At 70.4% G+C, this 21,449-nt stretch carries 19 protein-coding genes and 1 tRNA gene; 9 read left to right on the forward strand and 11 right to left on the reverse strand.

Annotated elements, in window-relative coordinates; genetic code table 11:
- Positions 1–206 precede the first annotated feature (206 nt).
- A complete protein-coding gene (locus tag ABZ898_RS08100) occupies positions 207–959 on the forward strand; it encodes an MBL fold metallo-hydrolase (protein WP_361654126.1) in 753 nt (250 codons plus the stop codon).
- Positions 960–1,042: 83 nt separating this feature from the next.
- Here the strand turns inward: ABZ898_RS08100 and ABZ898_RS08105 are convergent, their stop codons facing one another.
- A complete protein-coding gene (locus tag ABZ898_RS08105; RefSeq protein WP_361654129.1) occupies positions 1,043–2,308 on the reverse strand; it encodes a PTS transporter subunit EIIC in 1,266 nt (421 codons plus the stop codon).
- A 261-nt stretch (positions 2,309–2,569) separates the two neighbouring features.
- Here ABZ898_RS08105 and ABZ898_RS08110 point away from each other — a divergent pair, with 261 nt between their 5' ends.
- From ABZ898_RS08110 to ABZ898_RS08120, 3 genes are all read left to right on the forward strand, one after another.
- Complete coding sequence (locus tag ABZ898_RS08110; protein ID WP_361654132.1) at positions 2,570–2,803, forward strand: PTS glucose/sucrose transporter subunit IIB; 234 nt, start codon at positions 2,570–2,572, stop codon at positions 2,801–2,803.
- 78 nt (positions 2,804–2,881) lie between these two features.
- Entirely contained in the window at positions 2,882–3,619 is a 738-nt protein-coding gene (rph, locus tag ABZ898_RS08115; protein WP_361654135.1) for a ribonuclease PH, read from the forward strand.
- A gap of 141 nt (positions 3,620–3,760) precedes the next feature.
- Positions 3,761–4,156: a hypothetical protein gene (locus tag ABZ898_RS08120; RefSeq protein WP_361654138.1), complete on the forward strand. Its 396-nt coding sequence runs from the start codon at positions 3,761–3,763 to the stop codon at positions 4,154–4,156.
- A gap of 3 nt (positions 4,157–4,159) precedes the next feature.
- Here ABZ898_RS08120 and ABZ898_RS08125 read toward each other — a convergent pair whose 3' ends face one another.
- Genes ABZ898_RS08125 through ABZ898_RS08140 form a run of 4 tightly spaced genes read right to left on the reverse strand, consistent with a single transcriptional unit; the run spans position 4,160 to position 7,500 of the window.
- Positions 4,160–4,900, reverse strand: coding sequence for a DUF1707 domain-containing protein (locus tag ABZ898_RS08125; RefSeq protein ID WP_361654141.1), 741 nt, complete (start codon positions 4,898–4,900; stop codon positions 4,160–4,162).
- A gap of 9 nt (positions 4,901–4,909) precedes the next feature.
- Positions 4,910–5,881, reverse strand: a complete 972-nt coding sequence (locus ABZ898_RS08130) for an ATP-binding cassette domain-containing protein (RefSeq protein ID WP_361654144.1) — start codon at positions 5,879–5,881, stop codon at positions 4,910–4,912.
- 4 nt (positions 5,882–5,885) lie between these two features.
- The gene (locus ABZ898_RS08135) at positions 5,886–6,650 is read right to left on the reverse strand and encodes an ABC transporter permease (RefSeq protein ID WP_361654698.1); all 765 of its coding nucleotides are present in this window, start codon (positions 6,648–6,650) and stop codon (positions 5,886–5,888) included.
- Between the two features lie 49 nt (positions 6,651–6,699).
- Positions 6,700–7,500, reverse strand: coding sequence for an ABC-2 family transporter protein (locus ABZ898_RS08140; protein WP_361654147.1), 801 nt, complete (start codon positions 7,498–7,500; stop codon positions 6,700–6,702).
- A 716-nt stretch (positions 7,501–8,216) separates the two neighbouring features.
- On the opposite strand from ABZ898_RS08140, the gene ABZ898_RS08145 reads away from it, so the two are divergent.
- Complete coding sequence (locus ABZ898_RS08145; RefSeq protein ID WP_361654701.1) at positions 8,217–10,928, forward strand: transglycosylase domain-containing protein; 2,712 nt, start codon at positions 8,217–8,219, stop codon at positions 10,926–10,928.
- 67 nt (positions 10,929–10,995) lie between these two features.
- On the opposite strand, the gene ABZ898_RS08150 is transcribed toward ABZ898_RS08145, so the two are convergent.
- Positions 10,996–11,355, reverse strand: coding sequence for a co-chaperone GroES (locus tag ABZ898_RS08150; RefSeq protein ID WP_031182591.1), 360 nt, complete (start codon positions 11,353–11,355; stop codon positions 10,996–10,998).
- A 94-nt stretch (positions 11,356–11,449) separates the two neighbouring features.
- The gene (locus tag ABZ898_RS08155; protein ID WP_217463198.1) at positions 11,450–11,779 is read right to left on the reverse strand and encodes a DUF3618 domain-containing protein; all 330 of its coding nucleotides are present in this window, start codon (positions 11,777–11,779) and stop codon (positions 11,450–11,452) included.
- Between the two features lie 93 nt (positions 11,780–11,872).
- Here ABZ898_RS08155 and bcp point away from each other — a divergent pair, with 93 nt between their 5' ends.
- Positions 11,873–12,340, forward strand: a complete 468-nt coding sequence (bcp, locus tag ABZ898_RS08160; RefSeq protein ID WP_361654151.1) for a thioredoxin-dependent thiol peroxidase — start codon at positions 11,873–11,875, stop codon at positions 12,338–12,340.
- Positions 12,341–12,379: 39 nt separating this feature from the next.
- Positions 12,380–12,466: transfer RNA gene (locus ABZ898_RS08165), tRNA-Leu, on the forward strand.
- Positions 12,467–12,470: 4 nt separating this feature from the next.
- Here ABZ898_RS08165 and rdgB read toward each other — a convergent pair.
- The gene (gene rdgB, locus ABZ898_RS08170; protein WP_361654154.1) at positions 12,471–13,073 is read right to left on the reverse strand and encodes an RdgB/HAM1 family non-canonical purine NTP pyrophosphatase; all 603 of its coding nucleotides are present in this window, start codon (positions 13,071–13,073) and stop codon (positions 12,471–12,473) included.
- Between the two features lie 43 nt (positions 13,074–13,116).
- A complete protein-coding gene (locus ABZ898_RS08175; RefSeq protein ID WP_361654157.1) occupies positions 13,117–14,451 on the reverse strand; it encodes an SGNH/GDSL hydrolase family protein in 1,335 nt (444 codons plus the stop codon).
- Between the two features lie 276 nt (positions 14,452–14,727).
- Here ABZ898_RS08175 and ABZ898_RS08180 point away from each other — a divergent pair, with 276 nt between their 5' ends.
- A complete protein-coding gene (locus ABZ898_RS08180) occupies positions 14,728–15,990 on the forward strand; it encodes a DUF445 domain-containing protein (RefSeq protein ID WP_361654159.1) in 1,263 nt (420 codons plus the stop codon).
- 229 nt (positions 15,991–16,219) lie between these two features.
- Entirely contained in the window at positions 16,220–17,713 is a 1,494-nt protein-coding gene (locus ABZ898_RS08185) for an MFS transporter (protein WP_361654162.1), read from the forward strand.
- 106 nt (positions 17,714–17,819) lie between these two features.
- Here ABZ898_RS08185 and ABZ898_RS08190 read toward each other — a convergent pair whose 3' ends face one another.
- Positions 17,820–18,122: a hypothetical protein gene (locus ABZ898_RS08190; RefSeq protein ID WP_361654165.1), complete on the reverse strand. Its 303-nt coding sequence runs from the start codon at positions 18,120–18,122 to the stop codon at positions 17,820–17,822.
- Between the two features lie 141 nt (positions 18,123–18,263).
- A complete protein-coding gene (locus ABZ898_RS08195; RefSeq protein WP_361654167.1) occupies positions 18,264–21,416 on the reverse strand; it encodes a DUF3427 domain-containing protein in 3,153 nt (1,050 codons plus the stop codon).
- Positions 21,417–21,449 lie beyond the last annotated feature (33 nt).

Raw genomic sequence — 21,449 nt, forward strand, 5'->3', positions numbered from 1 at the left:
GGCGTGCGTGGTTCACCGCGCGCCCCTGAATCGTCCCCATGCGCCCCCGGTCCAGCCGAACCGGTGACAGCACAGGTGAGTTCGCCCACAACGGCCCCTGGCGAAGGAGCGACCCGCGCTTTCGCGCCTTACGCTCGACAAACCGCACAACCCAGCCCTCCCGCTCTTCGCTCACCCCTTTTTCCGCCAACGGAGGTTTCTGTTTCATGAAGCTCACCGTCGTCGGCTGCTCGGGGTCGTTCCCGTCCGCGGAATCGGCCTGTTCGAGCTACCTCGTCGAGGCCGACGGCTTCCGGCTGCTTCTCGACATGGGCAACGGCGCCCTGGGCGAGCTGCAGCGCCATGTCGGTCTCTACGACCTCGACGCGATCTTCCTCAGCCATCTGCACGCCGATCACTGCATCGACATGTGCGCGTACTTCGTCGCCCGGTACTACCGGCACGAGGGCGGCCGCTGCGAGCCGATCCCGGTGTACGGCCCCGAGGGCACCGAGCACCGGCTGACCACGGCCTACGCCGACACGCCCTCGGCATCGTCGATGAGCGAGGTCTTCGACTTCCACACGGTCAAGCCGTCCACGTTCGAGATCGGCCCGTTCACCGTGCACACCGAGCGGGTGCGGCATCCGGTGGAGGCGTACGCGATCCGGATCGAGCACGGCGGCAGGTCCCTGACGTACTCGGGGGACACCGGGGTCAGCGGCGCGCTGGAGGAGCTGGCGCGGGACGCCGACCTGTTCCTGTGCGAGGCGGCGTTCACGCACGGCAAGGAGAACATCCCGGACCTGCACCTCAACGGCCGCGAGGCCGGGGAGACCGCCACCCGCGCGGGCGCCCGGATGCTCGTCCTCACCCACATCCCGCCGTGGACCGACCCCCAGGTCAACCTGGCCCACGCCCGCGAGACCTTCGCCGGCCGGGTGGAGCTGGCGGTGCCCCGCATGACGTACGAGCTGTAGCAGCCCCGGGGCACCGGCCCCGGGCACGACGAAGGCCCCGGAACCTGGAGAGGTTCCGGGGCCTTGCGCGTACGTCGGCCGGGTTACTTGGCCTCGGCCTTCCGCAGCTCGGCCAGTTCCTCGTCGGACTCGCGGCCCGGCGTGGGGAGGTTCCACTTGGTGATGGCGAAGCGGAAGACCACGTAGTAGACGACCGCGAAGCACAGGCCGACCAGGATCAGGCCCAGCGGGTTGGACGCGATGCCCCAGTTCAGGCCGAAGTCCACCACGCCGGCCGAGAAGCCGAAGCCGTCCCGCATGCCCAGCGACCAGGTCAGCGCCATGGAGACACCGGTGAGCACCGCGTGGATCGCGTACAGCACCGGGGCGATGAACATGAAGGTGAACTCGATCGGCTCGGTGACACCGGTGACGAACGAGGTCAGCGCGAGGGAGAACATCATGCCGCCGACGACCTTGCGGCGCTCGGGGCGGGCGCAGTGCACGATCGCCAGGCAGGCGGCGGGCAGCGCGAACATCATGATCGGGAAGAAGCCGGTCATGAACTGGCCCGCGTGCGGGTCACCGGCGAGGAAGCGCGCGATGTCGCCGCTCTTGCCCTGGTAGTCGCCCGCCTGGAACCACGGGAACGAGTTCAGCAGGTGGTGCATGCCGATCGGGATCAGCGCCCGGTTGGCGACACCGAAGATGCCCGCGCCCACGGCGCCCGAGCCGACCAGCCACTCACCGAAGCTGTGCAGACCGGTGCCGAGCACCGGCCAGATGTAGCCGAAGACGATGCCGATGAGCAGGCCGGCCAGCGCGGAGAGGATCGGCACCAGGCGGCGGCCGCCGAAGAAGCCGGCCCAGTCGGGCAGCTTGGTGCGGTAGAAGCGCTGGTAGAGCAGGGCGACGACGATGCCCATCACCACGCCGCCGAGGACCTTGGCGTCCACCGGGGCGTCGACCATGACGACCTTGCCGTCGACGGCGGTGGCCACCTTCGGCAGGCTCTTGTCGGTGAACGTGGCCAGCACGTTCTTGAAGACCAGGTAGCCGACGACCGCGGCGAGGGCCGTGGAGCCGTCCGACTTCTTGGCGAAGCCGATGGCGATGCCCACCGCGAACAGCAGCGGCATGTTGTCCAGGATCGCGTTGCCGCCCGCCGCCATGAAGGAGGCGATCTTGGTCAGGAACGCCGGGAAGGAGGGGTCGCCCAGCATGTCGGTGTTGCCGAGCCGCACCAGGAGGGCGGCGGCGGGGAGCACCGCGACCGGCAGCATCAGGCTGCGGCCGATCCGCTGCAGGACGCCCATCACCTTGGCGCCCCTCTTGTTCTCGGCCGGGGGCGCGGCGCTGGCCGTGGTCACAACTTCCTCCAGATGGGCAGGGCGCCGCCCTGAGACCCTGGGAGGGGACGGCAGCGTCTGTGGTCTACACCACTTGTGGTGTAGACCTGTTGTAGCACGATGGCACGGATATAAGGAACCCGTGAAATCAGCGACCGAGGGGCTACACGGTGTGCAGGGCCCGCGAGTTGTGAGAGGCGGTTTGGTGGGGTTCCCCTTGGTGGTGTAGACCAGTCTTCGGACGGTTCTCGTTCGGACCAGTTCGGACCAGGGAGAAGGAACATGGCCACCAAGGCTGAGAAGATCGTCGCCGGGCTCGGCGGCATCGACAACATCGACGAGGTCGAGGGCTGCATCACCCGCCTCCGTACCGAGGTCCACGACCCCTCGCTGGTCGACGACGCCGCCCTGAAGGCCGCCGGCGCCCACGGTGTCGTGCGCATGGGCACCGCCGTGCAGGTCGTCATCGGCACCGACGCCGACCCGATCGCCGCGGAGATCGAAGACATGATGTGAGCTTCGCGCTCACCGGCACGAGGGGCTTCTTCCCATGGGGGAGGAGCCCCTCGCGTCACTCCCGATAGGCTCATCCGCATGTCTCGCATCGACGGCCGCACCCCTGAACAGCTCCGCCCCGTCACCATCGAACGCGGCTGGAGCAAGCACGCCGAGGGCTCCGTCCTCGTCTCCTTCGGCGACACCAAGGTGTTCTGCACCGCCAGCGTCACCGAAGGCGTCCCCCGCTGGCGCAAGGGCAGCGGCGAGGGCTGGGTCACCGCCGAGTACTCCATGCTGCCCCGCTCCACCAACACCCGCGGCGACCGTGAGTCCGTCCGCGGCAAGATCGGCGGCCGCACCCACGAGATCTCCCGCCTGATCGGCCGCTCGCTGCGCGCCGTCATCGACTACAAGGCGCTCGGCGAGAACACCATCGTCCTGGACTGCGACGTCCTCCAGGCCGACGGCGGCACCCGCACCGCCGCCATCACCGGCGCCTACGTCGCCCTCGCCGACGCGATCGCCTGGGCCCAGCGCAAGAAGCTGATCAAGGCGAACCGGCAGCCGCTCACCGGCACCGTCGGCGCCGTCTCGGTCGGCATCGTGGACGGCGTCCCGCTGCTGGACCTCTGCTACGAGGAGGACGTGCGCGCCGAGACCGACATGAACGTGGTCTGCACCGGTGACGGCCGCTTCGTGGAGATCCAGGGCACCGCCGAGGCCGAGCCCTTCGCCCGCGAGGAACTGAACGCCCTGCTCGACCTGGGCGTGGCCGGCTGCGCCGAACTCGCCGAGTTCCAGCGGGCCGCCCTCGCGCTCACCCTGCCCGAGTAGCGGCGGCCCGCCGGGTAAAGGGAACACAAAAAACCCTCGGCCCCACGGGCAACCCCGCCCCGGCGGACGGCGTCTTGGACGGTACGGGCGCGCGGCTCGATCCCGCGCGCCCGGCCAGCCGTACCAGGGGAGGACCACCGCATGCCCGCCAGCCGCCGACGCCGTACCACCGCCATAGCCGCCGTCGCGGCCGCCGCGCTCACCGTGGGGCTCACCACCGGCTGCGACGCCGTGAGCAAGGCCCTGGACTGCGTCCAGACCGCCGACTCCATCGCCGACAGCGTCACCGACCTCCAGCAGGCCGTGGAGAACGCGGCGAACGACCCGGCGCAGGCCGACGCCTCCCTGGACTCCATCGAGAAGAACCTCGACAAGATCGGCGACCGCACCGACGACGCCGACGTCAACAAGGCGGTGGACGACCTTCAGAAGGCCGTGTCCAACGTCCGCACCGCCATCAGGAACGGCGACAACACCCCGGACGTCACCCCGGTCACCGCCGCGGCCGGCGAACTCACCAAGGTCTGCACCCCGTAGCGCTCAGCGGCCCTCGCGGCGGCCCCGGCGCAGTTCGCCGCGGGCCTCGCGGCGGTCGAGCCGGTCCTGACGGCGCCGCTCCTTCAGCCGCTGCCGCTCGGCCCGGGTGAGCTTGCGCTCCACGCCGACCCCGCCCCAGAACGCGAACCCGCTGATGATCACGCGCGGTGCGCCCGGCTCGCCCGGCTCGTCCCGGTCGAGGTGCTCGAAGCCGCCCATCACGCCGATGCCGCGCACCACCACCTCGACACCCGGCGGCACGATCACCTCCAGGCCGCCCATCACGGCCACGCAGGAGATCTCCACCTCGCGGTCCGCGAAGTACGCCTCGCGCAGGTCGATCTCGCCGCCGCCCATGAACGCGAAGCAGGTGAACTTCTTCGGCATCGTCCAGCGCCCCTTGCGCTGGAACCCGGACAGCACCGCCACCGCACTGGTCGACGTGCCCTCGCCGCCGACGATCCGGGACGCCCAACTCCCCTCCCGTACCGGCTCCTTGATGAAGGACACCGGGGGAGCGGCGGCGCCGGGAGCGGGGAGGTCGCTGGTCAGCGGGGCGAGCTCGCCGTAGGTGCGTGCCTTGTAGGCCGACTCCAGCCGTTCCTCGAACTCCGCCATGTCCAGGCGGCCTTCGGCCAGCCCGTCGCGCAGGATCTCCACGACCCGCTCACGGTCGGCGTCGGAGGCGCGCAGGTCGGGGACGGGGGAGGGGGAACGGCGGTCCGGGGCAGCGTCGTCGCTCATGACAGCAGACTACGAGACCGCCTTCTCCGCGTACATCTTGGCGATGACCGCCTCGATGTCCGGCTCGCGCACCGACAGATCCACCAGCGGGTACCCGGCCGCGATGTGCGCCACCAGAGGAGCCGCCGACTGCCCGGCCGGGAACGCCAGCCACTGCCGGGGCCCCTCCACCCGCACCACCCGCGCCGACGGCACCTCGATCGGCGGCAGCTCCCGCTCCAGGTCCACCACCAGCGTCCGCTCCCCGTCCCCGGCCTCGTGCAGCCCGGCCAGCGAGCCGTCGTACACCAAACGGCCGTGATCGATCACCATCACCCGGGAGCACAACTGCTCGATGTCCTGGAGGTCATGGGTGGTCAGCAGCACCGTCGTGCCGCGCTCGGTGTTCAGCTCCTTGAGGAAGCCGCGCACCTTCGCCTTGGAGACGACGTCCAGGCCGATCGTCGGCTCGTCCAGGTAGAGCACCTCGGGGTCGTGCAGCAGGGCGGCCGCGATGTCGCCGCGCATCCGCTGGCCCAGCGAGAGCTGCCGGACGGGCACGTCCAACAGATCCTCCAGTTCCAGGAGTTCGACGCAGCGGTCCAGGTTCTGGCGGTAACGGGCGTCCGGGATGCGGTACATGCGGTGCGCGAGCCGGTAGGAGTCGATCAGCGGCAGGTCCCACCACAGGGTCGTGCGCTGCCCGAACACCACCCCGATCCGGTGCGCCAGCCTCGTCCGCTCCCGCGCGGGGTCGATCCCGGCCACCCGCAGCCGCCCCGAGGTGGGGGTGAGGATGCCGGTCAGCATCTTGATCGTGGTCGACTTGCCCGCGCCGTTCGGCCCGATGTAGCCGACCATCTCGCCGCGCGCCACGCCGAACGAGATCGAGTCCACCGCCCGCACCTCGCGCCGCTCCCGCTTGAGGAACCCCGTCTTCCTGCGCACCTCGAAGACCTTGCCGACCTTCTCCAGCGCGATGAACCCCTCGCCGTCCGCCATCAGTTCAGCTCCCCGTGCTCCGGTACGAACGCAGTCCCGCCCGCCAGGCCAGCCCGGCGAGCGCACAGCACGCCAGCGCCACCAGCGGGGAGACGAACGCCGCCCACCCCGGCAGCCCCAGCGGATACGGGCGCCCCAGCACAAAGGCGGCGGGCACCCAGTTGACGAAGGCCAGCGGCAGCACGAAGGTCACCCCGCGCACCAGCTCCTCGGTGAACACCACCGGCGGGTACTGGAGCAGCGTCGTACCGCCGTAGGTGAAGGCGTTCTGCACCTCCGAGGCGTCCTGCGCCAGGAACTGGAAGGCCGCCCCCGCCACGAACACCGCGCAGAAGATCCCGCAGCCGCCCACGATCATCAGCGGCATCAGCAGCAGCCTCGACGGCGTCCAGTCCACGTCCAGCCGGCTCAGCGACCAGCCCAGCACCATCGCCCCCTGGGTGAGCCGGCCCAGCCTCCGCAGCGCGAACCGGTCCGCGGCGACCTGCGCCAGCACCGGCGCCGGACGCACCAGCAGCATGTCCAGCGTGCCGTCGCGCACCCGGCGCCCGAGCCGGTCCATCGACCCGATCAGCAGGTCCGCCAGACCGAACGCCACCCCGGACAGCCCGTAGAGGAACGCCACCTCGGGCAGCGACCAGCCCGCCAGGGAGTCCACGCGGGAGAACATCAGCATGATGGTGACGAAGTCGAAGAAGGTCGCCGCGAAGTTGCCGAACGTGGTCATCACGAACGACGTCCGGTACGCCATCGTGGACCGCACCCACATCCCGGCGATCAGCCCGTACGCCCGCACCCCCTCGCGGACCCGGCCGTACTCAGCCACCCTGGACCACCACCCGCCGGGTCGCCGCCGACTGCGTCAGCCGTCCGGCGCCCAGCAGCACCACCGCCCAGGCGCCCTGGAACAGCCAGGTGGCCAGGGGGTCCGCGCGGCCGAGCAGCACGTCCGCCGGGGCCTGGAGCAGCGACGACCACGGCAGCGCCCGCACGACCTCGCCGAGCGTGCCCGGGAAGACGTTCAGCGGCAGCAGCATGCCCGAGCAGAAATACCCGGCCAGCCAGGCGATCCGGGCGATCCCCGTGCCGTCCAGCAGCCAGAACGCGCTCAGCGCCAGCAGGTACCGGATGCCGAAGCCGACGAGCATCGCCAGCGCCACCGTGACCAGCAGCGCCGCCCAGGTCCCCGCGTCCGAGGGCAGGTAGGCGGGGAACCAGAACGTCCCGATGGCGAAGGGCAGCACCCCGCGCCCCAGCAGCTGGAAGCAGGCCCGGCCCAGATCGGCCGCCAGCCACCACAGTTGGAGGTCGGCGGGCCGGTAGAGGTCGACCGCGACGTCACCCGTACGGATGCGCTCCATCAGCTCTTCCTCGATGCCTCCGCCGCCGATCGCCAGCGTCGACAGCAGGGCCTGTCCGAGCCACACATAGGTCACGGCCTGCGTCTGGTCATATCCGCCCAAGTGCGGCTTGGCCTCCCACAGGGCCTGGTAGGTGCACACGATGACGAGCCCGAAGACCGTATTGGTGAACACCCCTGCCGCAGTGGCGGTCCGGTAGGTCGCGTACCGTCTGAATCCCCCTGCCGCGACGGCCACGTACAACCGTCCAGTGCCCACGCAAGTCCACCTCCTCGGACTGTCGACACCGAAGCGCAGGAGCCTAGCCCTCGGCAGCGCTGACGGCCACGCGTTTTCCGTGACCGAAGCGTGCCGGAATCAGGGAACGGTTCGCCAGGTGCGAGAGTCTTCAAACAGGGGGCGCAGAAGGCGTACTAGGCGTACGGGAACGTACGACGAAACAGGAGTCCGTGCACGACATGAGCGACGAGCCGCAGCAGCCGAACGAGGGCGGGGCGCCGAACGAACCTCGGCCGGCTGAGGGGACCGCAGCAGCGCGACCGCAGGCCGAACCCGCGAAGGGTCCGGCCGCCCGCGAGCCGGCGAAGCCGGGGCGGACGGAGAACGTCCCCGCGCGCGACACCGCCGCACCGGACGCCCCCCGCCCGGCGGCGCCCTTGGCCGCGGGAGGGAAGCCCGGCGCGGAGCGGGAGACGAAGGCCGACGGCCCGGCCGGCGTCAAGGACGCCCCGGCGCCGAAGGACGCCGCGAAGGCGGCGGGGGAGCCGGCCGGGACCGGGCGGACGCCCGCCGTGCCCACCCCCCGCGCCGACCGGACCGACGGTGCCCAGCGGACCGGCGCTGCCCAGCGGGCCGAAGGTGCCGAGCGTTCCGCGCGGCCGCAGAGCGCCTCCGGTGCCGCGGCCGCCTCCGGTGCCGGTGCCGCGGCCGGGAAGTCCGGTGGGCAGGAGCCCCCGGCGGCCGAGAGCACGCAGGTGCTGCGGCGCGTCAAGGCGCCGGCCGGGCCTGCCAAGCCGACTGCCGGGAGCGCCAAGCCCCCTGTCGGGCCCGCCAAGCCCCCTGCCGGGGGCGGGAAGCCCGAGCAGCCGGCCGAGAGCACCCAGGTGCTCCGCCGCGTCAAGAACGACCCGCCCCCGGCGGCGGAGAGCACCCAGGTCCTGCGCCGGGTCAACGCGCCCCGGTCCGGCGACGCCCCCCAGGCCGGCGGCAAGCCCGGCGCGGCCCCCGCCGCCCCGGCGCCCGCCAAGGCGGCCCCCGCGGCGGCGGCCACCACCGTCCTGCCCCGCACCCCCTCCGAGTCCACCGCCACCCCGCAGGTCAGCGGCGGCGACGGCGGGGCCGGCGGCAGCGGTGACGGCGCCGGCGGCGGTGGCGGCGGCAAGAAGCCCAAGCGTCCCAAGCGCACCGGCTGGCGGCGGATCTTCCCCACCTGGCGCATGGTGCTCGGCACCTTCGTGCTCGGCGCGATGGTGATCATCGGCCTGCTGTTCCTCGGCTACTCGATGGTGCGCATCCCCGCCGCCAACGCGCTCGCCACCAAGCAGGCCACCGTCTACCTCTACGCGGACGGCTCCCAGCTCGCCCGTGACGGCGAGATCAACCGCGAGAACGTCGGCCTCGCCCAGATCTCCAAGGGTGCCCAGCACGCCATCCTGGCCGCCGAGGACCGCGACTTCTACACCGAGTCCGCCGTCGACCCCAAGGCGATGCTCCGCGCGGGCTGGAACACGGCCCTCGGCAAGGGCAAGCAGTCCGGCTCCACCATCACCCAGCAGTACGTGAAGAACTACTACCTGGCCCAGGAGCAGACGGTCAGCCGCAAGGCCAAGGAGTTCTTCATCTCCATCAAGCTGGACCGGGAGAAGTCGAAGAACGACATCCTGGAGGGCTACCTCAACACCAGCTACTTCGGCCGCAACGCCTACGGCATCCAGGCCGCCGCCCAGGCCTACTACGGCCGTGACGCCCTCGACCTCGACCCGGCCCGCGCCGCCTACCTCGCCGCGCTGGTCAACGCGCCCAGCGAGTACGACGTCGTCGCCCACCCCGAGAACAAGTCGGCCGCGCTCGCCCGCTGGAACTACGTCCTGGACGGCATGGTCTCCAAGGGCTGGCTGGCCCAGTCCGAGCGCACCGGCATGAAGTTCCCGATGCCGAAGGAGCAGACCGTCTCCACCGGCATGTCCGGCCAGCGCGGTTACCTCGTCGAAGCCGTCAAGGACTACCTCACCGGCCACGACATCCTGACCAAGGACCAGCTCGCCGCGGGTGGTTACCGCATCACGACCACCATCCAGAAGCCCAAGCAGGACGCCTTCGTCAAGGCCGTCGACGACCGGCTCATCTCCCTGCTGGACAAGAAGAACCGCAAGGCCGACAGCTACGTCCGCGCGGGCGGCGCCTCGATCGACCCGAAGACCGGCAAGATCGTCGCGATGTACGGCGGCATCGACTACGTGCAGCAGTACACCAACGGCGCGACGCGCGGCGACTTCCAGGTCGGCTCCACCTTCAAGCCGTTCGTGTTCACCTCGGCGGTGCAGAACGCCTCCAGCACCCAGGACGGCCAGCGCATCACGCCCAACTCGTACTACGACGGCACCAACAAGCGTCCCGTACAGGGCTGGAGCGGCGGCGCCTACGCCCCGGAGAACGAGGACCAGAGGTCGTACGGCAAGATCACCATCCGCAAGGCCACCGACCTCTCGGTCAACTCGGTGTACGCGCAGATGGCCGCCGACGTCACCGGCGCCAAGGTCAAGGAGACCGCGATCGCCCTCGGTGTCCCCGCCGACACCCCGGACCTGTACCCGTCCCCGTCCATCGCGCTGGGCACCGCCACCGCCAGCGTGCTGGAGATGACCGAGGCGTACGCCACCCTGGCCAACCACGGCCGGCACGGCACGTACACGATCATCGAGAAGATCAGCAAGGACAACATCCCGGTCGACCTGCCCGGCCGGCACACCAAGCAGGCCGTCAGCCGTGAGGCCGCCGACACCACCACCTCCGTGCTGAAGAGCGTGGTCGAGGGCGGCACCGCCACGGCCGCGCAGGCCGCCGGCCGACCGGCCGCGGGCAAGACCGGCACCGCCGAGGAGGACACCGCCGCCTGGTTCGCGGGCTACACCCCCGACCTCGCCACGGTCGTCTCCGTGATGGGCCAGGACCCGGTGACCGCGCGGCACAAGCCGCTGTACGGCGCGCTCGGCGCGCCCCGCATGAACGGCGGCGGCCCGCCCACCGAGATCTGGGCGCAGTACACGCGCGACGCGCTGCGCGGCAAGCCCGCCCGGGGCTTCGACCTGGAGCTCCAGGCCGGTGCCGACGTCGTGGCCCCCAGCACGCTGCCCTCCACCTCGCCCGGCACCGACGCGGGCCAGGACAACGGCGGCACCACCGGCACCCCGAGCCAGGGCACCACCCCGGCCGACGGCGGCCAGGACAACGCCGGCACCACGGGCACCCCGAGCCAGGGCACCACCCCGGCCGACCCGACCACCACGGGCGGTGCCGCCACCACCGACGGCACCACCGGCGCCCCGACCTCGGACGGCGGCGTCACCGGCGGCGGCCAGCCCGGCGGCCAGCCGGGCGGAGGCGCCACGGGCGGCGGCGCGGACCCCGGCACGACCGGGCTCCCCGGCGGGTTCGTGGCACCGCAGACCACGACCCGGCGCCAGTAGGGACGGACACGGGAAAGGGGCTGACGACCACCGGTCGTCAGCCCCTTTCTCCGTGTCAGGGCGGGTGTCAGAGATACAGCCCCGTGGAGTCCTCCGACCCCTCGAAGCGGTCCGCGGCCACCGCGTGCAGATCGCGCTCGCGCATCAGCACGTAGGCCACGCCCCGGACCTCGACCTCGGCCAGGTCCTCCGGGTCGAACAGCACCCGGTCGCCCGGCTCCACGGTCCGCACGTTCTGTCCGACCGCGACGACCGCGGCCCAGGCCAGCCGCCGCCCGACCGCCGCGGTCGCGGGGATCAGGATGCCGCCGCCCGAACGGCGCTCGCCCTCACCGGTCTCCTGCCGCACCAGCACCCGGTCGTGCAGCATCCGGATGGGCAGCTTGTCGTGCTGGGAGGTGCTCTGCTCGTCTCTGTTGGCGCTCACGCCGTCGAACCTACCTGCCCGCGCCGCGCGGACACGCCTCCGGGTCGCCGCGGCTCCCCGCCACTGCGACCCGGCACGTCCGTCCGGACGACGCTCAGCGCTTGCGCCGCCGCGTGCCCGCGACGATCAGTCCGACCGTTCCGGCCACGATCAGCGCGGCGGGCACGACGCGCTCCATGCGGGGCGCGCCGTCGTCGTCCACGAACTGGTCCCGTACCTCGGTCATCACGCGATTGACCTGGACGTACGCCCGTCCGAAGACACGATCGACATTGGCGACGGCCTTCGCCTTGGCATCCCCGACGATCGTCTTCGGGTGCACTCGCACGCCGATCTCGTCGAGCGTCTCGGCCAGCACTTCACGACGGCGCTTGATGTCCGCCTCGATCTGCGCCGGTGTTCTGGTGTCCGACGTCTCCGCCACCGTACGGCCTCCGAAATCTCCTGGTGCTGTTCCGAACAGTCTGTCAGCTCCGCGCCACACCGCACGGCAGGGGCGCCCCGTTAGGCTGGGCGGATGAGCGAGCGACTTCAGCCCGGGGACGTGGCCCCCGCCTTCACGCTGCCCGACGCCGACGGGAACGAGGTGTCCCTGGCCGACCACAAGGGCCGCAAGACCATCGTGTACTTCTACCCCGCGGCGCTTACCCCCGGCTGCACCAAGCAGGCGTGCGACTTCACCGACAACCTCGCCCTGCTGGCCGGTGCCGGGTACGACGTCGTCGGCATCTCGCCGGACAAGCCGGAGAAGCTGGCCAAGTTCCGGGAGAAGGAGGACCTGAAGGTCACCCTCCTCGCCGACCCGGACAAGAAGGTCCTTCAGGCGTACGGCGCCTTCGGCGAGAAGAAGCTGTACGGCAAGACCGTCGTCGGCGTCATCCGCTCCACGGTCGTCGTGGACGAGGACGGCAAGGTCGAGCGTGCCCTGTACAACGTGAAGGCCACCGGGCACGTGGCGAAGATCATCAAGGATCTGGGCGTCTGAGGCCGCCGCCCGGCCGCTAGCATGGCCGGGCAGCAGCAGGCGGCCGTGGTGGAATTGGCAGTCACGCTGGGTTTAGGTCCCAGTGGGGTAACTCCCGTGAGGGTTCGAGTCCCTCCGGCCGCACCAGAGATCAGCCCAGCAGCTCCCGCACCACCGGGACCAGGGCACGGAACGCCTTCCCGCGGTGGCTGATCGCGTTCTTCTCGTCCGCGCTCAGCTCCGCGCACGTACGGCTTACGCCCTCCGGCTGGAGGAGCGGGTCGTACCCGAAGCCGCCGGTGCCCGCGGGGGCCTGGCGCAGGGTGCCGCGCAGCTGCCCCTCCACCACCCGCTCCGTACCGTCCGGCAGCGCCAGGGCGGCCGCGCAGGCGAAGTGGGCGCCCCGGTGCTCGTCCGCGATGTCGGAGAGCTGGGCGAGCAGCAGGTCGAGGTTGGCGCGGTCGTCACCGTGGCGGCCGGCCCAGCGGGCGGAGAAGATGCCGGGGGCGCCGTTCAGCACGTCGACGCAGAGCCCGGAGTCGTCGGCGACGGCCGGAAGACCGGTGGCCCGGGCGAGCGCGTGCGCCTTGAGCAGGGCGTTCTCCGCGAAGGTGACGCCGGTCTCCTTGACGTCCGGGACCTCGGGGAAGGCGTCGGCGCCGATCAGCTCGTGCGGCAGCCCGGCTTCGGCCAGGATGGCCCTCAGCTCGGTGATCTTTCCGGCGTTACGGGTGGCGAGGATCAAGCGGGTCATGGGGGCCAGTATCCCCGGCCCCCCGTCCGTGCCCCGCGAGGGGTTACAGCTCCGTCTGTCCCGCGCCCTTGAGCAGGCCCAGGTCCAGGGTGTCGGCCATCTCGCGGAACCCGAGGTCGCTGGGGTGCAGGTGGTCGCCGGAGTCGTAGACCGGCCGCATCCGCTGCGGGGCGGCGGGGTCCCTCAGGGCGAGGTCGAAGTCGACGACCGCGTCGTACACCCGGCCGGAGCGGATCTCCGCGTTCACCCGCTGGCGCATGGCCTCCAGGGACGGGGTCCAGCGCCGGTAGCCCCCGAAGGGCGTCAGGGTGGAGCCGAGGACCTTCAGACCGCGCGCGTGCGCCTGCCGGACCAGGGTGCGCAGCCCATCGACGATCTTCTCGCCGTCCGCGGGCGTCCTGGAGTGGGTGATGTCGTTGATGCCGAGGTCGATGACGACGACCTTCACGTTCGGCCGGGAGAGCGCGTCGCGGCCGAAGCGGGACAGCCCGCTCGGGTTCTCGGCGGGCCTGCCGAGGCCGTCCGTCAGTACCTGGTTGCCGCTGATGCCCTCGTTGACGACCGAGTAGCGCGGCGCGTCGGCACCGCGTCCGGCGGCGGAGCGCAGCCGGGAGGCGAGCACGTCGGGCCAGCGGCGGTTCTCACCGATGGTCGAGGTGAGGCCGTCGGTTATGGAGTCGCCGAACGCGACGACCGTGCCGTCCGCCTCGTTGCTGAGCACGTCGAGGGCGGTCAGGTAACGCCAGTACGTGCTGCGCCGCGTGTACGGGGCGCCCGTGGACTCCTCGGAGCGGTCACCGGTCGCGACGAACGAGACCTGCCGCGCGTGCGGGTGGATGGTGACCGGGCCGGACGGCGTGGGCGAGAAGGTGGTGACCAGGACGTCCTGGTCGTGCGGTACGACGATCCGCACGGCGTCGCTGACCGCCTGGCCCCCGGCCGGGATCGTGACCGTGTAGGCACCGTCGAACGTCAGGCGCCGCATCGTTTCCGCACGTGCGGCGGCGGTCCCCGCACCCGCCGAGAGGGCGAGCGTGGTGTGCGTGATGGTCAGGGGCGACTGGCCGTACAGGTTGGACAGGGTGACCCGGGCGCTCGTACCGCCGGTGTTCGCGTGCACGACGTTGCGCACCGAGCGGCCCGCCAGGCCGGTGGTCTCGGTGCCCGGCTCGGCGCCCACGGGCGAGGTCGCCCAGGAGCCGACCCAGGTGCCCGCGGAGGCGGGGGCGGCGGAGGAACCGTGGTGGGGGCGCCGGCCCGTGGCCGTGGACCCCGAGGTGCTGTCGCCGGAAGCCGTCCTGAGGAGGATCGTGACGGAAAGGGCGACGACGAGTGCGACGAACGCACTGAGCAGGGCATAACCGTGGCGCTTGGTCACGCTGTCGTTGTTCTCCTAGGACGACGGGAGCCGTATGGATCGGTTCACCATGATGAGGCATGGTGCGCGTGGAGTTGACGGGCACCTGCCCCAAACCTCCTCCCAGTCAGACGCCGGTGGCTTCCCCTCCGTTCCGCCGGGCCGACGGGAAGGGACAATGTGTGTGCGGGATCACCGATCGGGCGGAGCGAGATGGAACGCGCGCAAACGGAAGAGGCGGAGCCGGCGGGTACCCCACGTCCGGCGGCCGCCGGACGTGCCGGGTCCTACCGGACCATGACCGCCTTCACGGCGGCCGACGAGGAGCGGCAGCGGGGCGTACGGCGCATGAAGCTCACGGCGGCCGGACTGCTGCTGTTCGTCGCCGTCGTCTACGCCCTGGCCACCTGGGCCGGGCACGCCGGGGCCGGCCCCTGGACGGGCTATGTCGCGGCGGCCGCCGAGGCCGGGATGGTCGGCGCGCTCGCGGACTGGTTCGCGGTCACCGCACTGTTCAGGCATCCGCTGGGCCTGCCCATCCCGCACACCGCGATCATCCCCACCAAGAAGGACCAGCTCGGCGTCTCCCTGGGCGAGTTCGTCGGCGAGAACTTCCTCTCCGAGGACGTCGTACGGCAGCGGCTCGCCGCCGTCGGTATCGGCAGCCGGCTCGGCGACTGGCTGGCCCAGCCGGACAACGCCGGCCGCGTCACCGCCGAGCTGGCCACCGCGCTGCGCGGCGCGCTGACCGTGCTGCGCGACTCCGACGTGCAGGCGGTCGTGGGGGAGGCGATCACCCGGCGGGCCGACGCGCGGGAGATCGGGCCCGCCGTGGGCAAGCTGCTGGACCGGATCGTGGCCGACGGCGGGCACCGGCGCGTGGTCGACCTGGTCGTGGGTCGCGCCCACGAGTGGCTGGAGCGCCACCGCGACGACGTGATGGTGGCCGTCGAGGGCGGCGCGCCCGGCTGGACCCCGCGCTTCGTGGACCGCAAGGTCGGCGACCGCGTCTACCGGGAACTGCTGCGCTTCGTCACGGAGATGCGGGAGATGCCCGCGCACCCGGCGCGCGCGGCCCTGGACCGCTTCCTCACCGACTTCGCCTCCGACCTGCAGTCCGACACCGAGACCCGGGCGCGGGTGGAGCGGCTCAAGAGCGAGGTGCTGGCGCGGGACGAGGTCCAGGACCTGATCGCGTCGGCCTGGACCGCCGTACGGTCCATGATCGTCGCGGCGGCGGAGGACGAGCGCAGCGAACTGCGGCTGCGGGTGCGGGCCGGACTGATCTCGCTCGGGCAGCGGATGGCGACCGAGCCGAAGATGCAGGGCAAGGTCGACGCCTGGGTGGAGGGCGCGGCCGTCCACGTGGTCACGACCTACCGCAAGGAGATCACCTCCCTGATCACCGAGACGGTGGCCGGCTGGGACGCGGAGCACACCACGCGGAAGATCGAGGCCCACATCGGGCGCGACCTGCAGTTCATCCGGATCAACGGCACGGTGGTCGGCTCCCTGGCCGGAGTGGTGATCTACACGGTGTCGCGGGCGCTGGGGGCGTAGGGGGGCGCTGGGCGCCCTAGGGGATGGTGCTGGGCGCAGAGGGAGCGGCGGCGGCTGCCCAGGAGGTGGCGCCGGATGCCCAGGAGGTGGCGCCGGCTGCCCGGGAGGCGGTCGGAAAGGCTCCCCCGGCCAGGTGAGCCTGCCCGGCGCGCCGGTCTGATCCCGCGCGGCGCGGGCACCCGTAACTCGTCCTTCGACGAAGAGGGGTGCCGATGAGCGAGGGGTGTCTATGAGCGCGGGAACCGGGACGCCGTCGCAGTCCGGCGGCACGACCACCACCGACATCCCGGCCCGGCTGGACCGCCTGCCCTGGTCCCGCTGGCACTGGACGATCGTGATCGGCCTGGGCACGGTCTGGATTCTCGACGGCCTGGAGGTCACGGTCGTCGGCAACATCGCGGGCCGGCTCTCCGAGCCCGGCAGCGGCCTGGCGATCAGCTCCGGGCAGGTCACGGGCACCGCGGCCGCGCTGTACGTCGCCGGCGCGTGCGTCGGAGCGCTGTTCTGGGGCCGACTGACGGACCATTTCGGACGCCGCAAGCTGTTCATGATCACGCTGGCGGTGTATCTCGCGGCCACGGCGCTGACCTCGCTGTCCACCGAGGCGTGGTGGTTCTTCCTGTTCCGGTTCCTGACCGGCTTCGGCATCGGCGGCGAGTACGCGGCGATCAACTCCGCGATCGACGAGCTGATCCCGGCGAACTACCGGGGGCGCGTCGACCTGATGATCAACGGCAGCTTCTGGCTCGGCGCGGTGGGCGGCTCCCTGCTGTCCATCCTGGCGCTCGACACGGCCTTCCTGCCGGAGAACATCGGCTGGCGCCTGACGTTCGCGCTCGGCGCCGTACTGGCGCTGGTGATCCTCCTGGTTCGGCGGCACGTACCGGAGAGCCCGCGCTGGCTGCTGATCCACGGGCGGGACCGGGAGGCGGAGGAGATCGTCTCCGGGATCGAGCGGAAGATCGAGGAGCAGCGCGGGGTGGCGCTGCCCGCGCCGGAGGGCCGGCTGGAGATCCGGCGGCGCGGGAACGTGACGTTCACCGAGATCGCCCGCACCGTCTTCGGCCGCTACCGCAAGCGCGCGGTGCTCGGCTTCTCTCTCTTCATCGGGCAGGCGTTCCTCTACAACGCGATCACCTTCGGCTTCGGCGCGATCCTGACCCGCTTCTTCGACGTCCCGGCCGACCGCACCGGCTACTACTTCGCCGCCATCGCGGTCGGCAACTTCTTCGGCCCGCTGCTGCTGGGGAAGCTGTTCGACACGGTCGGACGCCGGGTGATGATCTCCTCGACCTACCTGCTGTCCGGCATCCTCCTGTTCGGCACCGCCTGGCTCTTCGGCCGGGGCTCCCTGAACGCGACGACCCTGACCGCCTGCTGGTGCGCGGTCCTCTTCTTCGCCTCGGCGGGCGCGTCCAGCGCGTACCTCACGGTCTCGGAGATCTTCCCGATGGAGACGCGGGCGATGTCGATCGCCTTCTTCTACGCCCTGGGCACGGCGGCCGGCGGCATCAGCGGCCCCCTCCTCTTCGCCGACCTCACCAGCACGGGCCGCGTCGGCGACACCGTCCTCGCCTTCCAGATCGGCGCGGCGCTGATGTGCCTGGCGGGCCTGGTGGCGGCGGCACTGGCGGTACGGGCGGAGCGGCGGTCACTGGAGGACGTGGCCACGCCGCTGTCGTCCGCGCCGGAGGAGGCGGGGAAGGGGGTGGGGGTGGGGTAGGGACCCTGTTCCGGGCAACCGGGGCCGCCCACGTCCGCCGGGTGGCCCCGCGGGGTTCAGCCCCGGCGGTCGGCGAGGGGCCGGGGACGAGAGGGTCCCGTGGTATTCAGCCCCGGCGGTCGGCCAGCGCCCAGGAGGCGAGGGCGACCGCGCCGGCTACGCCGAGGACGGACGGCCAGGCGCCGACCTTCTTGGCGAGGGGGTGCGAACCGGCGAAGCCGGCGAGGTAGGCACCGGTCAGCGCGGCCGCCGTGGGAGCCCCGGCCCGCGCGTTCCACTCCCGTGCGGCGACAGCCCCGGCCCCGGCCAGCACGACCCCACCGAGCGGCCGCTTCTTGGTCCAGCGGGCGACGCCATATCCACCGACGAGGCCTGCGGCGGCGAGGGCGGCGCCGGGAATCCTGGGCATGGGGGTCTCCTGATCGTCCGTCGTCCCGGGTGCGTTGTCCGGGTTGTCTCGGGATGAGGCTAGCGCGGAGGGACGCACACGGGACGAGCGGGGCGGTGGGGCGGTGTCGGTGGATAGCGGCGGTGCAGTCGGTGACCTGCGTTAGCTCGCCTGTACGGCTGCTGAGTACGTCCACACGTCAGCCGGCAGCTCATGCTCGAGATGCCAGGTGATGGCCATCGGCTTGCTGCCCTTGTGGGTGTCGTACGTAGCCGGTCCGAGCAGCATCCAGGGCTGCGACTTCCCTATGTCGGTGTTCTTGTACCGCCGCATGAAGAGCAGGACTTCACTGCCCAATTCCTCATGCTGTTGGTAGCGCTTACCCGTTCGAGAGTCAGCGGCTGTGGCGTTCTGCGACTCCCAGTGGAAGCTGGTCGGAGTGAGCGCATAGTCCTTGTACCTGACGGTGGGAGAGAAGTCTTTCTCGTTCTTCTCCAGCGTGATGAGCAGGGCATCCGTTTGCAGCTCATCAACCCACTGCACCCCTTGCGCAAAGGTGCGCGGCATCTGGCCGCCGAAGCGAGCGACACCCAGGGCGGAGAGGATCTCCGAGCGGTTGTAAGCGCTGTGCACCTTCAGCGGTACCTGGCCCAGCCGCCCGGTCAGGGGGATGGGGAAGTGGTCCGCTCGCTCCATGACGTACGTGAGGAGCTGGCGCAGCTCGTCGCGGAAGTCCGTAAGCGGACGCAGCGACTCAAGTCCCTCTTGGTAGCTGGTGAAGCCCCCGGCGTTGTCCCAAATGTTGAAGAACAGCATCCGAGCGTAAGCCTGGTCGAGGGAGCTCAGGTCCGCATAGCCGGGGGCGTCGTCCTGGAGCAGCCGCTGGTAGGCGTCCGCACGCTCGGGATCGTCGATGTGCAGGAAGGCATGGACACGCTTGAGTAGAGCCGCCTCGGCAGACGGCGGGGTCTGGTCAAGGAAACCCGCTCGCCGCAGGACCGTGGTCCAGGAGTTATCGGACTTGTAGAGCTCCTTGATGTCGCGCCGGCTCTCTCGAAGGTAGTCGGCCAGGCGAAGCGTCTGGTAGGACTTCACTTCCGAGACCAGGGTCTTGACCGTGGCCCCGATTTGGGTCCGGATGTTGTCGAGGACGAAGTCCTTGGACTTCCCTTCCAGGATGATTTGGCAGCCCGACGGGAGCTGCGGGAAATCATGCTCGATGTGATCGACCAGTCGGTTCCGGGTCAGGTTGGTCAGCGCTCGGAACTGCTCCTCGAAGCGGAACTCCGCCCGATGTTGGCCAATGAAGTCCAGCACGGTGAGTACCGGCTTGGACTCCGTACGCCTCAGTCCTCGGCCCAGTTGCTGGAGGAAGATGGTGGCGCTGTTTGTCGGGCGGAGCAGGAGCAGGGTGTCCACATCCGGGATGTCGAGGCCCTCGTTGAACAGGTCGACGGAGAAGATCACCTGAAGCTTGCCGTCGCGGAGATCGGTGAGGGCCTGGGCGCGAGCGTCCGAGGACGAATCGCTGTCAAGCGCTACAGCCTGGAAGCCGGCCGCGCGGAAGAAGTCCGCCATGAAATGGGCATGTGCCTTGGTGACGCAGAAGCCGAGGGCCCGCATGCTTCCGGGGTTGGAGACCTTGTCCTGGATCTGCTTCACCACAATGCGGGCGCGAGCATGGTTGCCTGTGTAGACCTTGTCGAGATCCTGGTCGGTGTACGAACCCTTCTGCCAGTTGAGGTTCGTCAGATCCGTGCCGTCCGGGACACCGAAGTAGTGGAAGGGGCAGAGGAGATCGTTCTCCAACGCCTCCCAGAGGCGCATTTCGGCCGCGATGCGTCCTTCGAAGAACTCATCCTGGACGTTACGTCCGTCCATGCGCTCGGGGGTAGCGGTCAGCCCCAGCAGTTCCTTGGGTGCGAAGTGGTCGATGACCCGCCGGTACGTAGAGGCGGTGGCATGGTGGAACTCGTCGATCACGATGATGTCGAAGTGGTCGGGAGCCAACTGCTCCAGCCGCTGCACATTGAGCGACTGAACGCTGGCGAAGACGTGATTCCACTCGCGTGGTTCTTGCCCACCGTGCAGAAGCTCACCGAACGAGCCGTCGTCGAGCACCTCGCGGTAGGTGCGAAGAGACTGCCGCAGGATCTCTTTGCGGTGGGCGACAAAGAGCAGCCTCGGCTGCCGACCCTCGAACTTCTGGCGCAAGCCTCGGTAATCAAGAGCGGCCATCACGGTCTTGCCAGTGCCCGTGGCAGCAACCAGGAGGTTCCGGTGGCGACCCCGTACTTCGCGCTCGACCGTAAGCCGCTCCAGCATGTCCCGCTGGTGCGGGAAGGGGCGTACCTCAAGGCCGGAGAGGTTGATTTTCAGGTCGGTGCCGGAGCCGGAACCGCCCGCCTGCGCCAGCGCTTCGTCCAGCCGTGCAGCGTGCTGGTCGGGGTCGTAGGTCTCGAAGGCGATGTCGTTCCAGTACGCGTCGAAGGTCGCTTCGAACTTGTCCAGTACCGCTGGTGTGGCTACGGAAGACAGCCGTACGTTCCATTCGAGTCCGTCGAGTAGCGCAGCCCGCGAAAGGTTGGAACTGCCCACGTAAGCAGTGTCGAAGCCAGTGTTGCGGCGGAAGAGCCACGCCTTCGCGTGTAGACGGGTGGACCGGATCTCGTAATTGACCTTCACGGTGGCGCCGAAGTCCCGAACCAACCGGTCGAGCGCATGGCGGTCCGTGGCACCCATGTACGTGGTGGTGATGACGCGAATGGGCACCCCGCGTTCCTTGGCCGCATGCAGGGCGTCCTCAAGGACGCGTATGCCGTACCACTTCACGAAGGCGCACAGCAGGTCGATGCGGTCCGCGGTGGCAAGTTCGGCACGAAGCTCGGTGCCGAGGCTCAGGTCTTCCGGGGAGTTCGTCAGCAGGGAAGCTTCGGACAGCGGGGTCAGCGGGCGGATGGAGTAGGCACCCGGAGCCTCTTGCTTGGCTAGCGCGAGGAGCTGCTGCGGACCCTCGACAAGGGTGCTGACCTGCTCTGGGTCGCTTTCAGCGGTGGTGTTCTTGCTGGCAAGCGATGCCAGGAGCTCGTTGGCGAAGGGGACCCGCTGCTCAGGAGGAAGGTGAAGGAGCTTCCGAGTCACCACCTCGCCGATATGCCGAGCCAGCACATGTGGAGCGGACTCCGCGCTGACCTGTGCGTTGATGGCCTTCCACCCGAGAGCCTCTAGCTGATCCAGCTCACGCTCGTCATCCTGCGTGATCAGCTTCTCGTACACCCCAGCAACCAGCTCTGCTGGCCCCTTTGCCTCCGCCACTGCAACCCCCTCAGGCCCCTGTCAATGTGGATC

Source organism: Streptomyces sp. NPDC046860 (genome assembly GCF_040645115.1).
GTDB lineage: Bacteria > Actinomycetota > Actinomycetes > Streptomycetales > Streptomycetaceae > Streptomyces.